We start from the raw sequence: 18,192 nt of genomic DNA on the forward strand, positions 1-18,192 counted from the left end.
ATTTTCCTGCCCGCTGCGCGCCATTCGGCAAGACGGCTTGTCGACATCCGGCGGGCGATCCCGACCGGCTGTGAAGAACGGGGACAAGCTTGGCTTGACCGCGCAAGGAGCGGGATTCGCCGGCCCACATCAAGGCTGGTTTCGCGCGGGATAATCGGGCAAGGCCCGGCAATCCCCGCTTTCCACAGGGCCAACTCAAACCATCAATCCTTTTAAAAAGATATTCTATTTGTTTAAGGGAGTCCCATGCCCGGTCCGCTTTTCGACACGCTCAAAGGTTCTCGCCAGCCCGTCCCGCCCGTCTGGCTGATGCGTCAGGCAGGGCGATATTTGCCTGAATACAGGGCGTTAAGGGCGGAAAAGGGCGGTTTCCTCGAACTCGTCTATGACAGCGAGTCCGCCGCCGAAGTCACCGTGCAGCCGATCCGCCGTTTCGGTTTCGACGGGGCGATCCTGTTTTCCGACATCCTGATCGTGCCGCATGCGATGGGACAGGGGCTCGAATTCCTCGCAGGGGAGGGGCCCAAACTCTCGCCGACGCTGCTCGAGGTCGAGCTCGACAGCTTCACCGCGAGCCACGAGCGATTCGAGCCGGTCTACGAGACCGTGCGGCGCACCCGCGCGATGATCGACGAGACCGTGACCATGCTTGGCTTTGCGGGTTCGCCATGGACGGTCGCGACCTACATGATCGCGGGCGAGGGGTCGAAGGACCAGGGCCCCGCGCGCTTGCTGGCTTATCGCGATCCGGCGCGGCTGCAGGCGATCGTAGATGCGATCATCGAGACATCGGTGAAGTATCTTCGCGGGCAGATCGATGCGGGCGCCGAAGCGGTGCAATTGTTCGACAGCTGGGCGGGGAGCCTCGCCCCGGACGAATTCGAACGCTGGGTGATCGCCCCCAATGCCGCGATCACGGCCGAGCTCAAGGCCTCTCACCCGGATGTGCCGGTGATCGGTTTTCCCAAGGGGGCAGGTGCGAAGCTTCCGGCCTACGCGAGGGAGACCGGGGTGGACGCCATCGGGATGGATGAAACGCTCGATCCGGGCTGGGTCGATGCCAGCCTGCCCGCGGGCATGCCGGTGCAGGGCAATCTCGATCCGCTGCTGGTCGAGGCAGGCGGGCCGGCCCTGCCGAAACGGGTGCGCGCGATCGTCGAGGCGTTCGGCGACCGGCCGCACATCTTCAATCTCGGCCACGGGATCGGCCAGCACACGCCGATCGCCCATGTCGAGGAATTGCTCGCGGCGCTGAGGGGATAGGCGATGAGAGAGGCGATCGTCACGATCTACCCGTGGCTGGTTTCAGGCCATGTCATTTTCATGACCTTCTGGCTCGCCGGGCTGTTCATGCTGCCGCGGCAGTGCATCTACATGCTCGATGCCGCGCCCGGTTCCGGCGAGGAGCAGCAATGGGCCCGCCGTATGGGCCTGCTGCGCAAGATCATCCTCACCCCGAGCCTGATCATCGTCTGGGTGCTGGGGCTGACGCAGGCATGGGCGATGGGCTATTTCACCGAAGGCTGGCTGCATATCAAGATCACGCTGGTCGTGCTTCTTTCGGGTTATCACGGCTGGCTGGTCGCCAAGACGAAGGCAATGGCGCGCGGCGAACGCCCGCTGAGTGAAAAGCGGCTGCGGATGGTGGGCGAGATCCCGGGCGTGCTGCTCGTGCTCATCGTCGTCACGGTTTATGTCGTGAGGGTCGCGCTTTCCTGATCGGTCGGAGCCGCGAAGTTCGCCCCGACCAGAATAGCGTCCGGCCCGTTTTTGCGGTCGCGTGCCCGCAGGCCCGTTTCATGGCTTGGGGCCGAAATCCTGCTCGGTTTTCGTTTCGCCTGTCGGAACACGAAACTCGGCCACCCAGAGCCCCAGAAGAGCGATCGCGATTCCGGCGAGAATGTCGACCAGGTAATGGGCTCCGATGAACACGGCCGATACGACCATCGCCGCGTTCAGCAGGCAAAGCGGCCATGCGATCCGGCCGAGCGGAGCGAATCCGGCGGCCAGAAGGATGCCCGCGCTGGTGTGAAAGCTGGGGAAGGTGACAAGCCCGTCGAGTTCGTCTCGACCGATCAGGAGGATCGACCCGTCGCGCAGCCCGTCGAAACTCGCGGCGAATGACCAGCCCGAGGGGACCATGATGCCCGGGACTTCGGCGGGATCGATCCCGTTCACGATGAAATTCGCATGGGCGGGAAAGAACGGGAAAACCAGCATCGTGATCAGCAGGCTGATGCCCCAGGCCGCAAGAAAGCGCCAGGCGGCCGCGTGGTGACCGCCGACCGTGAGCAAGCCTAGCAGGACGACGGGCTGCCAGGACAACGAGGAATACACGATCGACAGGGCCGCGAAAACGCCATCCACTTCCTGCCATGCGCGGAACGTTGGCAGCCATTCGAACCCGATGGCGGCATCGATCCCGGCAAGGGCCGCGTCGACCGTCGGCAGAGCCGTGGTCGCGAGAACCGACCCGGTCAGCGAACCCATCATGGATAGCAGGAAGAACATCCCGATCATTTCGAGCAGGCCACCGATCACGTGCGAATGGTCCCGTTCGAGATACCGTCCCATCACCAGCAGGGCGGCAAGCCCCGCCCAGACCGGGCCGAGTTCGCTCCAGTTGTGGACCACCGGAAGAAGTGCGAAGGCACTCCCCGCCAGCAGTGCGAGCCCGAGCAGCGAAGCGTAGGCCAAGCGGCTCTGTTCGCGCGGGAGAAAATGCCTCCATCGCTCGAACCCGCCGTTTCCGGCGATCGTCTGCGGAATGGTGATCGGTGACATGCCGACGCGTTACGAATTCGTGGTTAAGGATGTGTTGCCAGTGCGGACGTTCGGCATGCGAAAGCGAATTGACGCGCCCATCGGGCGGGCCTAATTCGAGCTCTCACCGGTTCGCGGTATTGCGATCGACAATACCCGGTTTGCTTTCCCCAAGCCCCTACGACCTGCCGGCTTTCCAAACTGCCCTTTTGACAGGGCCCATTTTTCGGAAAAATTCCAATGCATCTCAAGGATTTGAAAAAGAAAACGCCGGCCGAACTGGTCGCCATGGCCGAAGAGCTGGGGGTCGAGGGCGCTTCGACCATGCGCCGGCAGGACCTGCTCTTCTCCATCCTGCGCGAACTCGCCGAGGACGAGGAATATGGCGAAAAGATCATGGGCATCGGCACGATCGAGGTTCTGCAGGACGGTTTCGGCTTCCTGCGCAGCCCCGAGGCGAATTATCTCGCCGGTCCCGACGATATCTATGTCTCGCCCAACCAGATCCGCAAGTGGGGCCTTCGCACGGGTGACACGGTCGAGGGCGAAATCCGCGCACCGAAGGACGGGGAACGTTATTTCGCACTGACCACGCTTTACAAGGTCAATTTCGACGAGCCCGAAGCGGTGCGCCTGCGGACCAATTTCGACAATCTCACGCCGCTTTATCCCGATAGCAAGCTCAACCTCGACCAGGCCGATCCGACCGTGAAGGACAAGTCGGCCCGCGTGATCGACATCATCGCCCCGCAGGGCAAGGGCCAGCGAGCGCTGATCGTCGCCCCGCCGCGGACGGGTAAAACGGTGCTGCTGCAGAACATTGCCAAGGCGATCACCGATAATCACCCTGACGTGTTCCTGTTGGTCCTGTTGGTCGACGAAAGACCCGAAGAAGTCACCGACATGCAGCGCAGCGTGAACGGCGAGGTGATTTCCTCGACATTCGACGAGCCTGCCAATCGGCATGTGCAAGTCGCTGAAATGGTCATAGAAAAGGCGAAACGCCTGGTCGAGCACAAGAATGATGTGGTCATCCTGCTCGATTCGATCACGCGTCTTGGCCGGGCCTACAACACCGTCGTTCCCTCGTCGGGCAAGGTGCTGACCGGCGGTGTCGACGCCAACGCGCTGCAGCGGCCGAAGCGGTTTTTCGGCGCGGCGCGCAACATCGAGGAAGGCGGATCGCTTTCGATCATCGCGACCGCGCTGATCGACACGGGCAGCCGCATGGACGAGGTCATCTTCGAAGAGTTCAAGGGCACCGGCAATTCGGAAATCGTCCTCGACCGCAAGGTGTCGGACAAGCGCATCTTCCCCGCGCTCGATGTCGGCAAGTCCGGAACGCGCAAGGAAGAATTGCTGGTCGAAAAGGACCGCCTGTCCAAGATGTGGGTCCTGCGGCGCATCCTCATGCAGATGGGCACCGTAGATGCCATGGAGTTCCTGCTCGACAAGATGAAGGACTCCAAGACCAACGAGGATTTCTTCGACACGATGAACCAGTAGCGGTTGGCGTGCGGGGGACCGATGGCGGGACGGGACGATGCTCAGCCAGTATCTTTATATCAGCACCGCGCCGAACCTCTCGCGCGGGGATGTCGATTCGATCCTCGAAGCGAGCGCGCGCAACAATCCCGAACGCGGGATAACCGGACTGCTGCTCTATAACGGGCGCAATTTCCTCCAGCTTATCGAAGGGGAGGAATCGGCCCTGGTCGCGCTGATGGTGCGAATCGGCAACGACCCGCGCCATACCGGTGTTTCGATCCTGGAGCGAAGGGCGATCGAACAGCGCGCATGCCCTGGCTGGGCTATGAAGCGGGTGTTGATCGCGGAGAGCATTGCGGGTCGCCGCGACCAGCTCGAGCGTGATCTACCCGCCGATCTCGACGAGCAGACGCGGCGGATCATCCTTAATTTTGCGATCCTCAACTAGGCGGCCTGGGCGGCGATGTCGCCTGCGGCGCGCACCTAGGGTGAATTGCTTAGTCGCGCGGTAAAACGTGCGCATGGTTTTCCCGCGTAATCAGCAAGTTGCTTGGTGATTCTGGGAGACATGGCATGCGCGAGATTATCTATCGCAGCGTTGCGAGCGAGACCCTGGGAGGGGACGATATTTTCCGGATCGTCTTCCGTGCCAAGCGGGCCAATGGCAGGGTCGGCCTTTCCGGTTTCCTGATCTATTCCTCGGGGCACTTCCTGCAATTGCTCGAAGGGCCCCATCTCGAATTGCGGCGAACCTTCCGGGTGATCGCGCAGGATACGCGGCACAGCGACGTGACAGTCCTGAGCGAGCGGCCGATAACCGAGCGGCTGTTTCCGGACTGGCGCATGCGCCGCATCGAACAACCCGACGAGGCGGGCGCGCGCCGTTTCATGGCGGAGCAATTCGGTGACCGGATCCCGGCAACGATCGACACTGCCTTGCGGGAATTCTACGCCACGATAGGAGGCTGCCTGGCGGCGCGCGCCGGCTAGCTGCGCGGTTTTTCGAGCTGCATGGCCATCATTTCCCAGACCTTGTTGATCGCTTTCAGGGGGCGGATCATGACCTTGAAATCGGTGATCTTTCCGTCATCTCCGAAACGGATGATGTCGACCCCGTTGACGGTTATGCCATCCATCTCCGCCACGAATTCGAGCATCATCTCGTCGCCGTCGACGACCTCGCGGACATAGCGGAAGCTGCCATTGCCGAACACGTCCGAGGCCGCAGTGAGATAGGCCATGACCTTGGCCTTGCCCGCCTGCGGCGTGTGGACGACGGGCGAATGGAACACCGCGTCGTCGGCCAGCATGTCGGACAGTACCGCCGGATCGCTGCCGCCTTCCATATAGGCGTGCCACCGCGCTAGATTTGCCCGTCCGTCGGCCGGCTCGTTCATCCAAGGTGCTCCGTGAAAAAGGCGGAGGTGCGCCCGTCGGCGATGTTCGCGGCTTCTTCGTCGCGGCGCTTGCCGATCTCGGTGGCGAAGCCGTGGTCGAGCCCCTCGTAATCGTACAGCGTGACCTTGGGATGGTCGTCGAGCCCTTCGTGCATCGCTTTCTGCGTAGCCTTGTCGACGAAGCCGTCCTCGGTCGGGATATGGAGCAACAGAGGATTGGCGATGGCGTGCTTTTCGCCCAGCAGGCCGTCGATCCCGACTCCGTAATATCCGACACTCGCATCGACATCGGTGCGGGCCGCGGTCATGTAGGCGAGCCGCCCGCCGAGGCAGTATCCGACGCAGCCGACCTTGACGACGCCCATTTCCTGGCGGATGTGGTTGATCGTCGCCTCGATGTCCCTGATCCCGGTGTCCTGGTCGAACTTGCCCATCAGGTCGAGCGCGCGGTTGAATTCGGCCTCGACGTCCGGATCGAGTTCGACGCCCGGCTCGATCCGCCAGAACAGGTCGGGCGCGACGGCGAGATAGCCTTCGGCGGCGAGCTTGTCGCATTTCTGGCGGATCCCGGTGTTCACGCCGAAGATTTCCTGGATGACGAGGATCGCCGCATGGGGCTTCTGCGTCGGGTGGGCGACATAGGCGTCGAAGCTGGCATCGCCTTCGAGGGTCTTGATGCTCACGGTCTCGGTCATCGCTGGCTCTCTCCTTGATTGGGGGTGCATGCCTTCAAACGAGGCGGCTCCCATCGGTTCCACGTGAAACGCGCCATATCCATTGCGCTCGGGGCTTGGCAAACCCAAATGGAGTAGGCCCACAAGGGGCAGGCGCCATGACGGGAGGACCGGCCGCATGAAGATCAATATCGAAATCGACTGCACGCCCGAGGAAGCGCGGACCTTCATGGGCCTGCCGGACGTGACCCCGGCGAACTCGATCTATGTCGACAATCTCGCCAAGGCAATGAAGGGCGTGAGCAATCCCGACCAGCTGCAGGAATATGCCGAACGGCTCGCCCCGATGGGGCAGATGGGGCTGAAACTGTTCCAGAGCTTTGTCGAAAGCGGGATGGGGCAGGGTGCCGGATCGCGCGGCGGGAGCGAGATGCCCGAAAAGGACAAGCCTTCGGACTGACGCGCGGGCGGGCGCATCCTTCGATGACATCCACGGATACGATCTTCGCCGTATCGAGCGGCTCGCCCCCGGCCGCAATCGCCGTGATCCGGGTCAGCGGGGCCGCTGCGGCGGATGCGATCGAGGCGCTGTGCGGGAAGCGGCCGGCACCGCGCCGGGCGAGCCTCGCGCGGCTGCACGATGCGAACGGCGCGCTTCTCGACGAGGCGCTGGTCTTGTGGTTTCCCGGGCCGGCAACCGCAACGGGCGAGGACCTCGCCGAATTCCACTGCCATGGCGGACGCGCCGTGCTCGCGGCGGTCGAACGGGCGCTTGCAGCCCTGCCCGGCTTGCGGGCGGCCGAGCCTGGCGAATTCACTCGCCGGGCCTTTGCAAATGGCCGCATAGATCTCGCCGAAGCGGAGGGATTGGCCGACCTCCTTTCCGCCGAAACCGAATTGCAGCGCTCCGCCGCGATTTCCAATGCGAGCGGCGCGCTCTCTCGCACCGCCGATGATTGGCGCGAGCGGTTGCTCGGGCTGTCGGCGCAGGTCGAGGCGGCGCTCGATTTCTCCGACGAGGAGGATGCCGAGGGCCTCCCCGAATGTTTCACGTGGAACATTGCCGACCTCGCCGGGGAAATCCAAGAATGGCTCGACCGCCCGCGGTCCGAGCGTCTGGGCGAGGGTTTCCGCGTCGTTCTGGCCGGCCCTCCCAATTCGGGCAAGTCGACCCTGTTCAACGCCCTCGTCGAAAGCGAGGCGGCGATCACTTCGCCCATCGCCGGGACGACTCGGGACGTGATCGAGCGTTCGGTCGCGATCGGCGGCGTGCCTTTCACATTCGTGGATACGGCGGGCCTGCGCGATATCGGGAGCGACGAAATCGAAGGTATCGGGATCGAGCGGGCGCACGGGCAGATCGGTCGGGCCGATTGCGTGCTGTGGCTCGGCGAGGAGGGGCAGGGACCGGAAGGCGCGTGGGAAATCGCCACACGCTCCGACACGGTGGATTTCATGGCGAAGACAGCGGCGCGGCACACCCTTTCGGCGATTACGGGGAAAGGTTTGGCCGGGCTCAAGGAGGACCTCGTGATGCATGCCCGGGAAAACCTTCCGAAACCGGGCGAGGTGGCCCTGAATGCGCGCCAGCATGCGCGTCTGGGCGAAGCGGTGGAGGCGCTCGGCACGGTGCGGGGTTTGGATGACCTGCTGCTTGTCGGGGAGGAATTGCGCCGGGCGCGACTCGCTTTCGACCGATTGGTCGGGCGCGCGACGACTGAGGACATGCTGGATGCGCTGTTTGGACGATTCTGCATCGGAAAATGAGCCCGCCTGGATGTTTCACGTGAAACATTCGGTCCCCAGGCTTTGACGAGCCCGCGTTCAGAGCTTATCTGGCGCGCCATGCACGAATTCGATGTCCTCGTCATCGGCGGCGGGCACGCCGGGGTCGAAGCCGCCTGTGCGGCCGCGCGCATCGGTGCGCGCACTGGTCTTGTGAGCTTCGAGCTCGAAGCGATCGGCGCGATGAGCTGCAATCCGGCGATCGGGGGGCTCGGCAAAGGGCATCTCGTGTGCGAGGTCGATGCGCTCGACGGCGTGCTGGGCCGCGCGGCGGATGCCGGAGCCGTCCATTACCGGATGCTCAACCGGTCCAAGGGAAGTGCCGTATGGGGACCGCGCATCCAGGCGGATCGCAAGAGGTTCAAGGCGGCGGTGCAGCGTGTCGTGCGGGCCCAGGCGAACCTTACCATGATAGAGGGTGAGGCGGCCGCGCTTGTCCTGGAGGGCGGCGTCGTTGCCGGGCTGGAACTGGCGGACGGCACGAAGCTCCGAGCGACCCGGGTTATCCTGTGTACCGGGACGTTTCTGGGCGGTGTGCTCTTCCGGGGCGAGGAACGCTTCGAGGGTGGGCGCATCGGCGAGAATGCGGCGACCCGGCTCGCTGAGCAGCTCCGCGGGGCCGATCTTCCCATGGCGCGTCTCAAGACGGGCACACCGCCGCGCCTCGACGGGCGAACAATCGATTGGGCCGCGCTTCCCGAGCAGCCTTCGGATTCCGACGGCTGGACGATGTCACCCCTGACGAAGCGGCGCGCAAACCCGCAGGTCTTCTGCGCAATCTCCCGCACGACGCACGCTTCGCACGACGCTATCAGAGCCAATCTCCACCGCTCGCCGCTTTTCTCCGGCGCGATCGGTGCGGCGGGACCGCGCTATTGCCCCTCGATCGAGGACAAGATCCACCGCTTCGGCGACCGGGACGGCCACCAGGTCTTTCTCGAGCCCGAAGGGCTCGACACCCATGTCGTCTATCCCAACGGGATCAGCACCTCGCTCCCCGTCGACGTGCAGGAGGTGATGTTGCGCGCCATGCCCGGCCTGTCCCACGTGGAAATGGTCGTGCCGGGTTATGCGGTGGAATACGACCATATCGACCCGCGTGCGCTCACGCCCGATTTGCAGGTCCGCGCGATTCCGGGCCTTTACTGCGCGGGGCAGATCAACGGGACGACCGGATACGAGGAAGCCGCAGCCCAAGGCCTCGTCGCCGGGCTCGAAGCGGGAGCGGCGGCGGTCGGGCGCGAGGCGCCCCGGCTCGACCGGTCGAATTCCTATATCGCGGTGATGATCGACGATCTCACCCTGCAGGGCGTAACGGAGCCCTATCGCATGCTCACCTCGCGCGCCGAATATCGCCTGCGCCTGCGTGCCAATAATGCGTCGACCCGGTTGACGGGGTTGGGCATTGCGGCAGGGTGCGTGGGCGAGGAACGGCGCGTATGGTTCGAACGGCGCGAAGAGGCGCGGGCCCAGATCGGCGCGGCTTTCGATACGCCGCTCCATGCGCGCGAACTCGCCAAGGCGGGTCTCGCAGTGCGGCGCGACGGGGGGGAGAAATCGCTGTCGCACTGGCTGCGCCATGACGGGCTTGACCTCGAGACGCTTTCCCCGTGGCTCGGCAAAGCCTGCGCGATCGACCCGATGCTCGCCGCCGAGATGGCAGAGGACGCCGCCTACGCGCCCTATCTCGCCCGGCAGGACGCGGAATTGCGCGATCTGAGGGCGAGCGAGGGCTTGAAGCTGCCGGCCGATTTTCCGTATGCTTCGGTCCCGGGTCTTTCGAACGAAATGGTCGAGCGGCTTTCTTCGGCAGCTCCGGCGACGCTTGCAGCGGCCGGGCGGGTCCCGGGAATCACGCCTGCCGCGCTGTCGGCGCTGCTCGTTCAGGCCCGCCGCCGGCAGGGCGCCGGTCAGCGCGCCGCGTGATCGAACCGGCACTGATCGAGACCGAGGAGCAGGCACGGCGCTATGTCGCCGAATGGGGCGATGCGGCGGCGATGCAGCGGTTGGAGCGCTTCGCCGAACTCCTGCTGGACGAGAATGCGCGCCAGAACCTGATCGCGAAACCTTCCGAAGCGCAGCTATGGCAGCGTCACATGGCCGACAGCGCGCAATTGCTCGAACATGTTCCACGTGAAACATCGCCCGTCGGGCCCTGGCTCGATCTCGGCACGGGGGCGGGTTTTCCCGGCCTCGTCATCGCGACGCTGCGGCCGGATTGGGATATCGTCCTGGTTGAATCCCGCGCCCGCCGGGTTGAGTTTTTGGAGAACTGCGTTCGCGCCCTCGACCTGCGGCGCTGCCGCGCAATCGGCCAGCGCCTCGAAACGGTCGACCCTTTTCCCGCATGGGTCATTTCGGCACGCGCCTTCGCCCCACTGACAAAGCTCCTGCGCTTATCCGCACCCTTCTCCACAGGGGCGACCCGTTACGTCTTGCCGAAGGGGCGCTCGGCGGCGCACGAACTGGGGCAGGCCGAAAAGCCGATTCGAGACATGTTCCACGTGGAACATTCATTGACCGATCGCGACGCGGGCATCATTGTGAATGCCTGAAACGCCTAAGCGCCGCCCTCCGGGCAGAGCGCCGAGAAGGGACCCGATCATGCTGACCATAGCCATAGCCAACCAAAAGGGCGGGGTGGGCAAGACCACCACCGCGATCAACATCGCCACCGCGATGGCGGCAACGGGCTGGCGCACATTGCTGATCGACATGGACCCGCAGGGCAACGCCTCGACCGGCCTCGGCGTGGAGGCGGGGGCACGTGAAATTTCGAGCTATGACCTACTGGTCGACGAATATCCTTTGGCCGAGGCGGTCGTGCCCACCAGTATTCCCGGCCTCGATGTCGTCCCGGCGACCCAGGACCTGAGCGGGGCTGAGGTGGAGCTGGTTTCCGTCGAGGACCGCACCGCCAAGCTGCGCGCCGCGCTGGCCAATCATGGCGGGCACGACATCTGCTTCATCGACTGTCCGCCCTCGCTCGGCCTGCTCACGCTGAACGCGCTGTGCGCCGCCGACACCTTGCTCGTGCCGCTGCAATGCGAATTTTTCGCCCTCGAAGGGCTCAGCCAGCTGCTCCAGACGGTGGAGCGGGTTCAGCAACGCTTCAACCCGGGGCTCGACATCATCGGTGTTGCGCTGACCATGTATGATCGGCGCAACCGCCTGACCGACCAGGTCTCCGAGGACGTGCGCGAATGTCTGGGCAAACTGGTCTTCGAAACCGTGATCCCGCGCAATGTCCGTCTCTCCGAGGCGCCGAGCCACGGACTGCCCGCGCTCGTCTATGACCATTCGTGCACCGGCAGCCGCGCCTATATCGCCCTGGCGCGCGAATTGATCGGCCGCTTTCCGCCCGAGAGGAAGGCCGCGTGAGCGAACGTTCCACCGATCCGATCCATCTGTCCGTACCCCAACGTTCCCCGACCGACCGCAAGAAGAAACTCGGCAAGGGGCTGGGCGCGCTGATGGGCGAGACCCGCCGCGAGGAGCCGCTCGTCCAGTCCGAAGCTGAGGTCGCCGAAACTTCAAGCGCACCCGCCGGCGATTCGCCGCTCAAAATGGTGTCCACCGCCGCGATTTCGCCCCTGCCGGGCAATCCGCGCAAGCATTTCGACGAGGCCGCGCTTGACGAGCTCGCTGCCTCGATCGCGGCGCGGGGGGTGATCCAGCCCGTCATCGTCCGTCCGCACGGGACAACCGGCTACCAGCTCGTTGCCGGGGAAAGGCGCTGGCGGGCCGCGCAGAAGGCGCGGGTGCATGAAATCCCGGCGCTGGTGCGCGAGCTGGACGATCGCGAGGTGATGGCGCTCGCGCTGATCGAGAACCTGCAGCGCGAAGATCTCAATCCGGTCGAAGAAGCGCGGGCTTATCAAAGACTTGCCGATGAAGAAGGGATGACGCAGGCGGACATTGCGCGGATGGTCGAAAAATCCCGCAGCCATGTCGCCAATCTCCAGCGGCTTTTGAACCTGCCTCAAAAGGTGCTCGACCTGGTCGAGAGCGGGCGGCTTTCGATGGGCCATGCCCGGGCCCTGATCGGGCAAGAGGGTGCGGGACGTTTCGCCCAGCAGGCGGTGGACGAGAACCTGTCGGTCCGCGAGATCGAGAAACTGGTTCGCAACGCGGCCCGCGCGGCGACGGAAGAGCGTGCGGAAAAACAGGGCAGCGGGCCCGGCGCCCCGCGCGAAGGGGAGGCCGATATCGAGGCGGTGCAGCGCCATCTCGAGGAATTTCTCGGCCTGCCGGTGCGAATCAAGGCAGACGCAGACCCGCGCAAGGGTGCGGTGACAATCCGCTATTCCTCGCTCGACCAGCTCGATCTTGTCTGCCAGCGCCTGACCGGCGGGGATTTTTAGCGCCGCGTTAGCCACGGCTCTTCCTCCCTGGTCCCGGAAATCCGCGGCTTTGAAGCGCCCAAGCGTTAAGTCCTAACGCGCTGTTAACCATAACCACGAACGAAGCCTGAACTGCGCGGTTCTACCTAGCAGCGGCGAACGGGCGTCAATGTCCGTTCGGTAGCCTGGTTTCGAGGCCCTTTTGCGGCTTCGAGCGCTTGTGCTGCAACGGGTAAGACTACGCTTGGAAGGACCAGACATGACCAAGACCATTCGTTTCGGCGCGGCGGGTATCGCTCTCTTCGCCGCGATGGGCATGAGCAACGCCGCTTTCGCCCAGGACACCGCTTCGGCCACCGCGACCGCCGAAGTTCTCGATGCGCTCACTCTCGACAGAACCTCCGGCCTCGATTTCGGGACCATGGTTGTCGACGGCGCGGGCACCGTTTCGCTGGCCGCTGACGGCACGCTCGATTGCTCGGCCTCGGACATCGTGTGTTCGGGCACCTCGGCCGTCGCCGCGTTCGACGTGACCGGCACCGCTAACAAGGCGGTGACGATCAACCTGCCGACCGGCGAGATCGACCTCACCCACCCCGATTTGACCGCGGCCACCGCCGACGAGCACACGATCGAACTCGACGCTTTCGTCTCGAGCGAAGCGGGCGACGAAATCACGCTCGACGGTTCGGGCGACGGCTCTTTCACCGTCGGCGGCTCCATCGAATTCGACGGTTCGGAAGCGGCAGGCATCTATACCGGCAGCTTCGACGTGTCGGTCGAATATTCCTGATTGCACGGGCTGGTGACAGCCCGGCGAAGTGCCTTGTCGCCTCGCCGAAAGACCGGCGCGAGGGCCGTGTATCCATCAAGGGATGCGCGGCCCTTTCGCGTCGGGCGCGCCGAGGAGGGCGGGCTCGCATGGTTAGAAGGATCTTAACCGTATTTGCTTACCACGCTGCGTGAAACCACGCAGCGCGGCTGAAAGCAGGCCGCGCCCTTCACGGGAGCTGTCCAGCCATGCATTTCAAGCCCATGCGTGCCATCGCGCGCGGTGCTGCGGTCCTCGCCGCTTTTTCGTCGCTTTCCTTCACCACGCCCGTTTCCGCCCAGGGCGACCTGCTGGTCGCTCCCACCCGCGTGATCCTCGACGGGCGGCGCGGAACCGAGGTCATCCTCAGCAATATCGGCGGTGAGGAAGCGACCTATCGCATCGGGCTCGAACTGCGCCGGATGCTGGAGAACGGGCGGCTCGTCCCCGTGGAGGAAACCGATGCGAACGAGAAGGAGAAAGCGGCGCTCGGCATGATCCGTTACGCGCCGCGCCGGATCGTCCTGCCGCCGGGCCAGCCTCAGGCGGTGCGGCTCGCCGCGCGGCCCGGCACCGACCTGCCCGATGGCGAATATCGGGTCCACATGTCGTTCCGCGCCATTCCCAAGCCGCGCGAGGTCACCGCCGAACAGCGCAACAGCGACCAGGTTTCGATCCAGCTGATCCCGATCTATGGCGTTACCATTCCGATCATCGTCCGCCACGGCCGCGTCGAAGCACAGGCCGCCATCGCACAGCCGGAGCTGGTCGAGCGCGAACAGGGACCCGAGCTCGAGGTCACCATCCAGCGCACGGGCGACAGTTCGACCTATGGCGAATTGCGGGTGACGAAGCCTGGGGTGGAAGATCCGCTCGTGCTGCTGCGCGGCGTCGCGATCTATCCCGAGATCGGCCAGCGCAAGGTCCGCATCACCCTGACCCCGGAACAGGCCGCCGCGATGAAGGGCGAACTGCGTTTCGAATATCGCGACATGCCCGAAGCGGGCGGCGGCCTGCTGGCCGCGCTCGAGACGCGGATCGACTGAGCGAGCGCGATCCGCAGCGGCCCGCCGCAGTCACAACCCCGAACCCATGTTTTCCCGCCATCCCTCTCTCACCGGCGCAGTCGCAGGTCTTGCGGCGGCGCTTGGCGTGTGGGCATCGCCTGCGCCTGCGATGGCGCAGGGTGACGGCGCGGGCGGTTCGACCTGGCAGGCGAACGAGGACGATTACCTTTTCCTCCAGCCTGTCATCGGGAAATACAAGCTGACTCTCGATGTGCGCGGATACCGCACCGATCGCGGGGTTTGCCTCGACCTTGCCGACGTGATCCAGTCGCTCGACCTGCCGATCCGGCTCGACAAGAAGTCGCGCCGCGCAACTGGCTGGATGTTCGCCGAGGACCAGACTTTCACTCTCGATCGTGACGCTGGCACAGTACAAAACATGAACACCGGGCGCGCGCCCATCGCCGGGGACATCTACGACACCCCCGAAGGCTGGTGCGTCGATACCGATGCGCTCTCGCGCTGGTTCGGGATCGCCTTCAAACCCGACCTCTACAACGCGCTGATCCGGCTGGAGACCGATCGCGACCTGCCGTTCATGCAGGCGATCGAAAGGCGAAGTCGCGCAGCGCGACTTGAACGCCGGTCCAAGCAGACATTCGACCTGTCCAAGTTCCCCTCCGCCGACATGGAATACAAGCCCTGGCGCACCCCCTCGCTCGACGTGGTCGCCCAGGGCGAGGTGACGAGCGGAGAAGCCGGACGCGAGTCGGTCGGAGGCCGCGTCGAACTCTACGCGGCGGGCGAGGCTCTCGGGGCGAGCTATTTCGCGCGCTTCGCGACCGACACCCAGATGAACCCGCAGACCCTGCGCCTGCGGGCCTATCGCAACGATCCGACGGGCGGCCTGCTCGGCCCGCTCGAGGCGACGCAGGTGGCTGTGGGCGATGTCGAGACGATTGCGGGCCGGCTGACCGGGCAGACGCAGGTCGGGCGCGGGGCCTTCGTGTCCAATCGCCCGATCGGTCGCAACAACCGCTTCTCCGCGACGACCCTGCGCGGCACGTTGCCGGCGGGTTGGGACGCCGAGCTGTATCGCAACGGCCAGCTCATCGCCTTCCAGGACGATCGCGGCGACGGGCGCTACGAATTCGTCGAGATCGAGCTGTTCTACGGCCGCAACGATCTCGAAGTGGTGCTCTACGGCCCACAGGGCCAGGTCCGGCGCGAGAAAACCAGCGTGCCCGTAGGCTTCAACCAGATCGAGCCCGGGCAGACCTATTACTGGGCCGGTGTGCTGCAGACGCAGCGCGATCTCGTCCAGCTCAATCGCCAGAATGTTTTCCTGCCGCAGAAATGGCGCTGGGGGGTCGGGGTCGAACGGGGGCTGGACCAGAGGACCAGTGTCGCGTTCGGCATGCAGAGCCTCTTTTTCGACGGCGCCCGCCGCACCTATGCGGAGGGCGCGTTGATGCGCACATTGGGCGCGATGCAGCTCGAACTGGCTGCGGCCCACGAATTCGGAGCCGGAGCCGTCGCCGAGGCAAATGCGCTGGGACGCATAGGCTCGATCAATTTCGGAGTGAACGGGCTCGTCTCCTTCGGGAATTTCACGAGCGAATTCGCCGAGAGCGATGTCGATTGGCGGGCGGGGTTTACCTTCGACACCTCGCTCTCTCTGGGCAAGGTGTCGCTCCCGATCCAGGGCGACGTCCAGCACGCGCAGCTAAGCGATGGGGCGCAGCTCAACGAAGCGACGCTGACGACATCGGTCACGGCGGGCCGGGTGGCGATCTCGGCCCAGCTCAGCCATCGCGATCGCACCGCAGGCGTGATCGCCCCCGCCCGGACCGACACGCGACTGCGCCTGCTGGCCAACACGCGGCTGGGCCGGTTCCGGCTGCGCGGCAATGCGGTCTGGGCGCTGCAGGGACCGCGCACCGGGCTCGAACGGGCCAATGTGCGGGTCGATGCCAATCTCGATGACCGATCCGACATGCAGGGGCAGGTCGAATATGTCGGGCAGGCCGACGAATTCCGCTTCACGGCCGCCTATACCCGGCGCTTCGACAAGCTGTTGCTGCGCGGTGATGCCTTCGTCACCACAAGGGGCGGCGTCGGCGCCGGGGTGCAGGTGGCCTTCAGCCTTGGCCCGGACCCGGTGAGCGGCGGGGTGCGCGTTTCGCAGGCCAAACTTGCCCGCAGCGGGCAGGCCGACGTGACCGTTTTCCGCGACGATGACGGCAATGGCCGGCGCGATCCGGGCGAAGCGGCGCTCAAGGACGTGCTGGTCGAAGCGGGTCAGCGCAGCACCGATGCGTGGACGGGGGAAAACGGGCGCACGATCGTCGACGAGCTGCGCCCCTTCCGCCCGGTCCTGGTGGGCGTCGATGAAAGCACGCTCGGCGATCCCTTCCTCGCTCCGGCGGTCAAGGGCATCGTGATCACCCCGCGCCCCGGCGTGATGGCCGAAATCGCGATCCCGATCTCGCCCAGTGGCGAAGTGGAAGGCCTTCTGCTTGGCGTGAACGGGATCGAAAAGCCGGGCGTCAAGCTCGAGCTGGTGGACGAGGCTGGCACTGTCGTCGCCGAAACGATCAGCGAGTTCGACGGCTTCTTCCTGTTCCAGCGCGTGCCTTATGGACAATATCGCCTGCGGGTCGCCGAAAAAGCCGCTGCGAAGTTGGAGGTCGTGCGCGCCTTGCCGGGGCCGCGCGGGGCGGAGGACTTCACCATCCGGCAGGGGGAGGACATCGTCCGCATCGGGCCGGTCAGGCTGCGCAGCGTGGACCCGCCCGAAATGGCCGAAACGACGCAGGTCGCGGCACGGGAGCCGGCCTCTGCCGCACCCGAGTGATGGCCGCCCGGCTCTCGCGGCTTACTCGCCCTTGATCGGCCGCGGAGCGGGCGGGGCGGTCTTGATCATCTTGGGCGAAGGCGCAGGCCGCACCCGCCGGACCGGCCGCGGAGCGGGTTCGGGGATCGAACGGGTGGCCGGCACCAGTTCCTCGCGCACCGTTTCGCGCACGATTACCCGCTGGGGCTGTTCGTAACGCATCGGCACCATAACCATCTGCGGCGGCGGGGCGTAGCTGTAGCTCGGCGCGTAGCCGTATCCGGGCGCATATTGCGGAGCATAGCCGGGCGCGTAAGCCGGATAGCCATAGGTTGGCGGCGCGGGCCTGTAGGTCGCCGCCGGAGCTGCCGGAATGCTGCGCGAGGCAATCCGTGCGGGCCCGGTCGCCGGATAGCCGTATTGCGAGATATAGCTGTCGAGCGCCGCTTCGCAGTCATAGCGGTCGTCCCGTTTACCCCCGCCGATCAGATTGCCGAGCAGGAGCCCTGCAAGCCCGCCCGTGCCGGCCCCGATCAATGTCCCGCCGAGCCGTTCGGCATCGGCGACCCGGTTGCCGATAATGCCGCCGGTGATCGCCCCGAGCAGCGCGCCGATGATACCGCCCTTTTCCCGCTCGTCCCGGCCCGAAGTGCGCCGCCGGCATTCCTCGATCCACTGGTCGCGCTCGAACACGACCGGGGCAGGGGCGTAGGGCGCATAGCCGGGGTAGGAGGCTCCGGCCGGGCGGGCATAGGGCTGGCCCTGGTAGCTTTCGCCGCCCTCGTATCCTTGAGCATAGGCTGGGGCGGGGCTTTCGATCCGGCGGGTGCGGGTGATCGTCTCGACTCCGTCCGCCCCTTCGCTCACGTCCTCGGTGATGATCGGCCCGGTGCGGTATTCGGGGGGAAGCTGCTGTACCTCCTGCGCGCTCATCGGAGCATCCTGCGCAGCGGCGGCTCCGGCCATGGCGAGCAGCGGCAGGCCCGCGAAAGCGGCGGTGGAGCGAAGATGGCGGCGAGTGACTGGCATGGCGTTTCCCCGGAAGCTGCGACGATCACGGGGCAGGCGCGACTCGCGCTTGCCCGGAC

The 18,192-nt window shown here is 65.2% G+C and carries 18 protein-coding genes; 14 read left to right on the forward strand and 4 right to left on the reverse strand.

Going from position 1 to position 18,192, the window contains the following annotated elements; translation table 11 throughout:
• The first annotated feature begins 246 nt into the window (after positions 1–246).
• Both hemE and RIB52_RS02415 read left to right on the forward strand, forming a co-directional pair.
• Positions 247–1,263 carry a uroporphyrinogen decarboxylase gene (gene hemE, locus RIB52_RS02410; protein ID WP_350172542.1) on the forward strand — a complete coding sequence of 339 codons (1,017 nt, stop codon included), beginning with the start codon at positions 247–249 and terminating at the stop codon, positions 1,261–1,263.
• 3 nt (positions 1,264–1,266) lie between these two features.
• Positions 1,267–1,719, forward strand: coding sequence for a CopD family protein (locus RIB52_RS02415; protein ID WP_350172544.1), 453 nt, complete (start codon positions 1,267–1,269; stop codon positions 1,717–1,719).
• A 78-nt stretch (positions 1,720–1,797) separates the two neighbouring features.
• Here the strand turns inward: RIB52_RS02415 and RIB52_RS02420 are convergent, their stop codons facing one another.
• Positions 1,798–2,784 carry a phosphatase PAP2 family protein gene (locus RIB52_RS02420; protein WP_350172546.1) on the reverse strand — a complete coding sequence of 329 codons (987 nt, stop codon included), beginning with the start codon at positions 2,782–2,784 and terminating at the stop codon, positions 1,798–1,800.
• A gap of 219 nt (positions 2,785–3,003) precedes the next feature.
• Between RIB52_RS02420 and rho the strand changes: the two genes are divergently transcribed.
• From rho to RIB52_RS02435, 3 genes are all read left to right on the forward strand, one after another.
• Complete coding sequence (gene rho / locus RIB52_RS02425; protein WP_350172548.1) at positions 3,004–4,269, forward strand: transcription termination factor Rho; 1,266 nt, start codon at positions 3,004–3,006, stop codon at positions 4,267–4,269.
• A 37-nt stretch (positions 4,270–4,306) separates the two neighbouring features.
• Complete coding sequence (locus RIB52_RS02430) at positions 4,307–4,699, forward strand: BLUF domain-containing protein (RefSeq protein ID WP_350172550.1); 393 nt, start codon at positions 4,307–4,309, stop codon at positions 4,697–4,699.
• A 125-nt stretch (positions 4,700–4,824) separates the two neighbouring features.
• On the forward strand, positions 4,825–5,241 hold the full coding sequence (locus RIB52_RS02435) for a BLUF domain-containing protein (RefSeq protein WP_350172552.1): 417 nt from the start codon (positions 4,825–4,827) through the stop codon (positions 5,239–5,241).
• Here RIB52_RS02435 and RIB52_RS02440 read toward each other — a convergent pair.
• Complete coding sequence (locus RIB52_RS02440; protein WP_350172554.1) at positions 5,238–5,648, reverse strand: nuclear transport factor 2 family protein; 411 nt, start codon at positions 5,646–5,648, stop codon at positions 5,238–5,240. The two genes, RIB52_RS02435 and RIB52_RS02440, sit on opposite strands and share 4 nt — an antisense overlap.
• Entirely contained in the window at positions 5,645–6,343 is a 699-nt protein-coding gene (locus tag RIB52_RS02445) for a dienelactone hydrolase family protein (protein ID WP_350172556.1), read from the reverse strand. Before RIB52_RS02445 ends, RIB52_RS02440 begins: the two co-directional genes overlap by 4 nt.
• A 157-nt stretch (positions 6,344–6,500) precedes the next feature.
• Here RIB52_RS02445 and RIB52_RS02450 point away from each other — a divergent pair, with 157 nt between their 5' ends.
• The 9 genes from RIB52_RS02450 to RIB52_RS02490 all read left to right on the forward strand — a co-directional run bounded on the left by RIB52_RS02450 (position 6,501) and on the right by RIB52_RS02490 (position 17,125).
• Positions 6,501–6,782 (forward strand): DUF6489 family protein, encoded by a 282-nt coding sequence (locus RIB52_RS02450; protein WP_350172558.1) that lies wholly within the window; start codon positions 6,501–6,503, stop codon positions 6,780–6,782.
• A gap of 23 nt (positions 6,783–6,805) precedes the next feature.
• Positions 6,806–8,089: a tRNA uridine-5-carboxymethylaminomethyl(34) synthesis GTPase MnmE gene (mnmE, locus tag RIB52_RS02455; RefSeq protein WP_350172560.1), complete on the forward strand. Its 1,284-nt coding sequence runs from the start codon at positions 6,806–6,808 to the stop codon at positions 8,087–8,089.
• A gap of 78 nt (positions 8,090–8,167) precedes the next feature.
• On the forward strand, positions 8,168–10,033 hold the full coding sequence (gene mnmG / locus RIB52_RS02460) for a tRNA uridine-5-carboxymethylaminomethyl(34) synthesis enzyme MnmG (protein WP_350172562.1): 1,866 nt from the start codon (positions 8,168–8,170) through the stop codon (positions 10,031–10,033).
• Positions 10,034–10,044: 11 nt separating this feature from the next.
• The gene (rsmG, locus tag RIB52_RS02465) at positions 10,045–10,662 is read left to right on the forward strand and encodes a 16S rRNA (guanine(527)-N(7))-methyltransferase RsmG (protein ID WP_350173137.1); all 618 of its coding nucleotides are present in this window, start codon (positions 10,045–10,047) and stop codon (positions 10,660–10,662) included.
• A gap of 49 nt (positions 10,663–10,711) precedes the next feature.
• The gene (locus RIB52_RS02470; RefSeq protein WP_350172564.1) at positions 10,712–11,488 is read left to right on the forward strand and encodes a ParA family protein; all 777 of its coding nucleotides are present in this window, start codon (positions 10,712–10,714) and stop codon (positions 11,486–11,488) included.
• Positions 11,485–12,471 carry a ParB/RepB/Spo0J family partition protein gene (locus tag RIB52_RS02475; protein ID WP_502879446.1) on the forward strand — a complete coding sequence of 329 codons (987 nt, stop codon included), beginning with the start codon at positions 11,485–11,487 and terminating at the stop codon, positions 12,469–12,471. Before RIB52_RS02470 ends, RIB52_RS02475 begins: the two co-directional genes overlap by 4 nt.
• 238 nt (positions 12,472–12,709) lie before the next feature.
• Positions 12,710–13,243, forward strand: coding sequence for a DUF4402 domain-containing protein (locus RIB52_RS02480; RefSeq protein WP_350172566.1), 534 nt, complete (start codon positions 12,710–12,712; stop codon positions 13,241–13,243).
• Between the two features lie 227 nt (positions 13,244–13,470).
• Positions 13,471–14,307: a fimbrial biogenesis chaperone gene (locus RIB52_RS02485; protein ID WP_350172568.1), complete on the forward strand. Its 837-nt coding sequence runs from the start codon at positions 13,471–13,473 to the stop codon at positions 14,305–14,307.
• Between the two features lie 46 nt (positions 14,308–14,353).
• Complete coding sequence (locus RIB52_RS02490; RefSeq protein WP_350172570.1) at positions 14,354–17,125, forward strand: collagen binding domain-containing protein; 2,772 nt, start codon at positions 14,354–14,356, stop codon at positions 17,123–17,125.
• A 21-nt stretch (positions 17,126–17,146) separates the two neighbouring features.
• Here the strand turns inward: RIB52_RS02490 and RIB52_RS02495 are convergent, their stop codons facing one another.
• Entirely contained in the window at positions 17,147–18,133 is a 987-nt protein-coding gene (locus RIB52_RS02495; protein ID WP_350172572.1) for a YMGG-like glycine zipper-containing protein, read from the reverse strand.
• Positions 18,134–18,192 lie beyond the last annotated feature (59 nt).

It is taken from the genome of Erythrobacter sp., from assembly GCF_040217515.1.
GTDB lineage: Bacteria > Pseudomonadota > Alphaproteobacteria > Sphingomonadales > Sphingomonadaceae > Erythrobacter.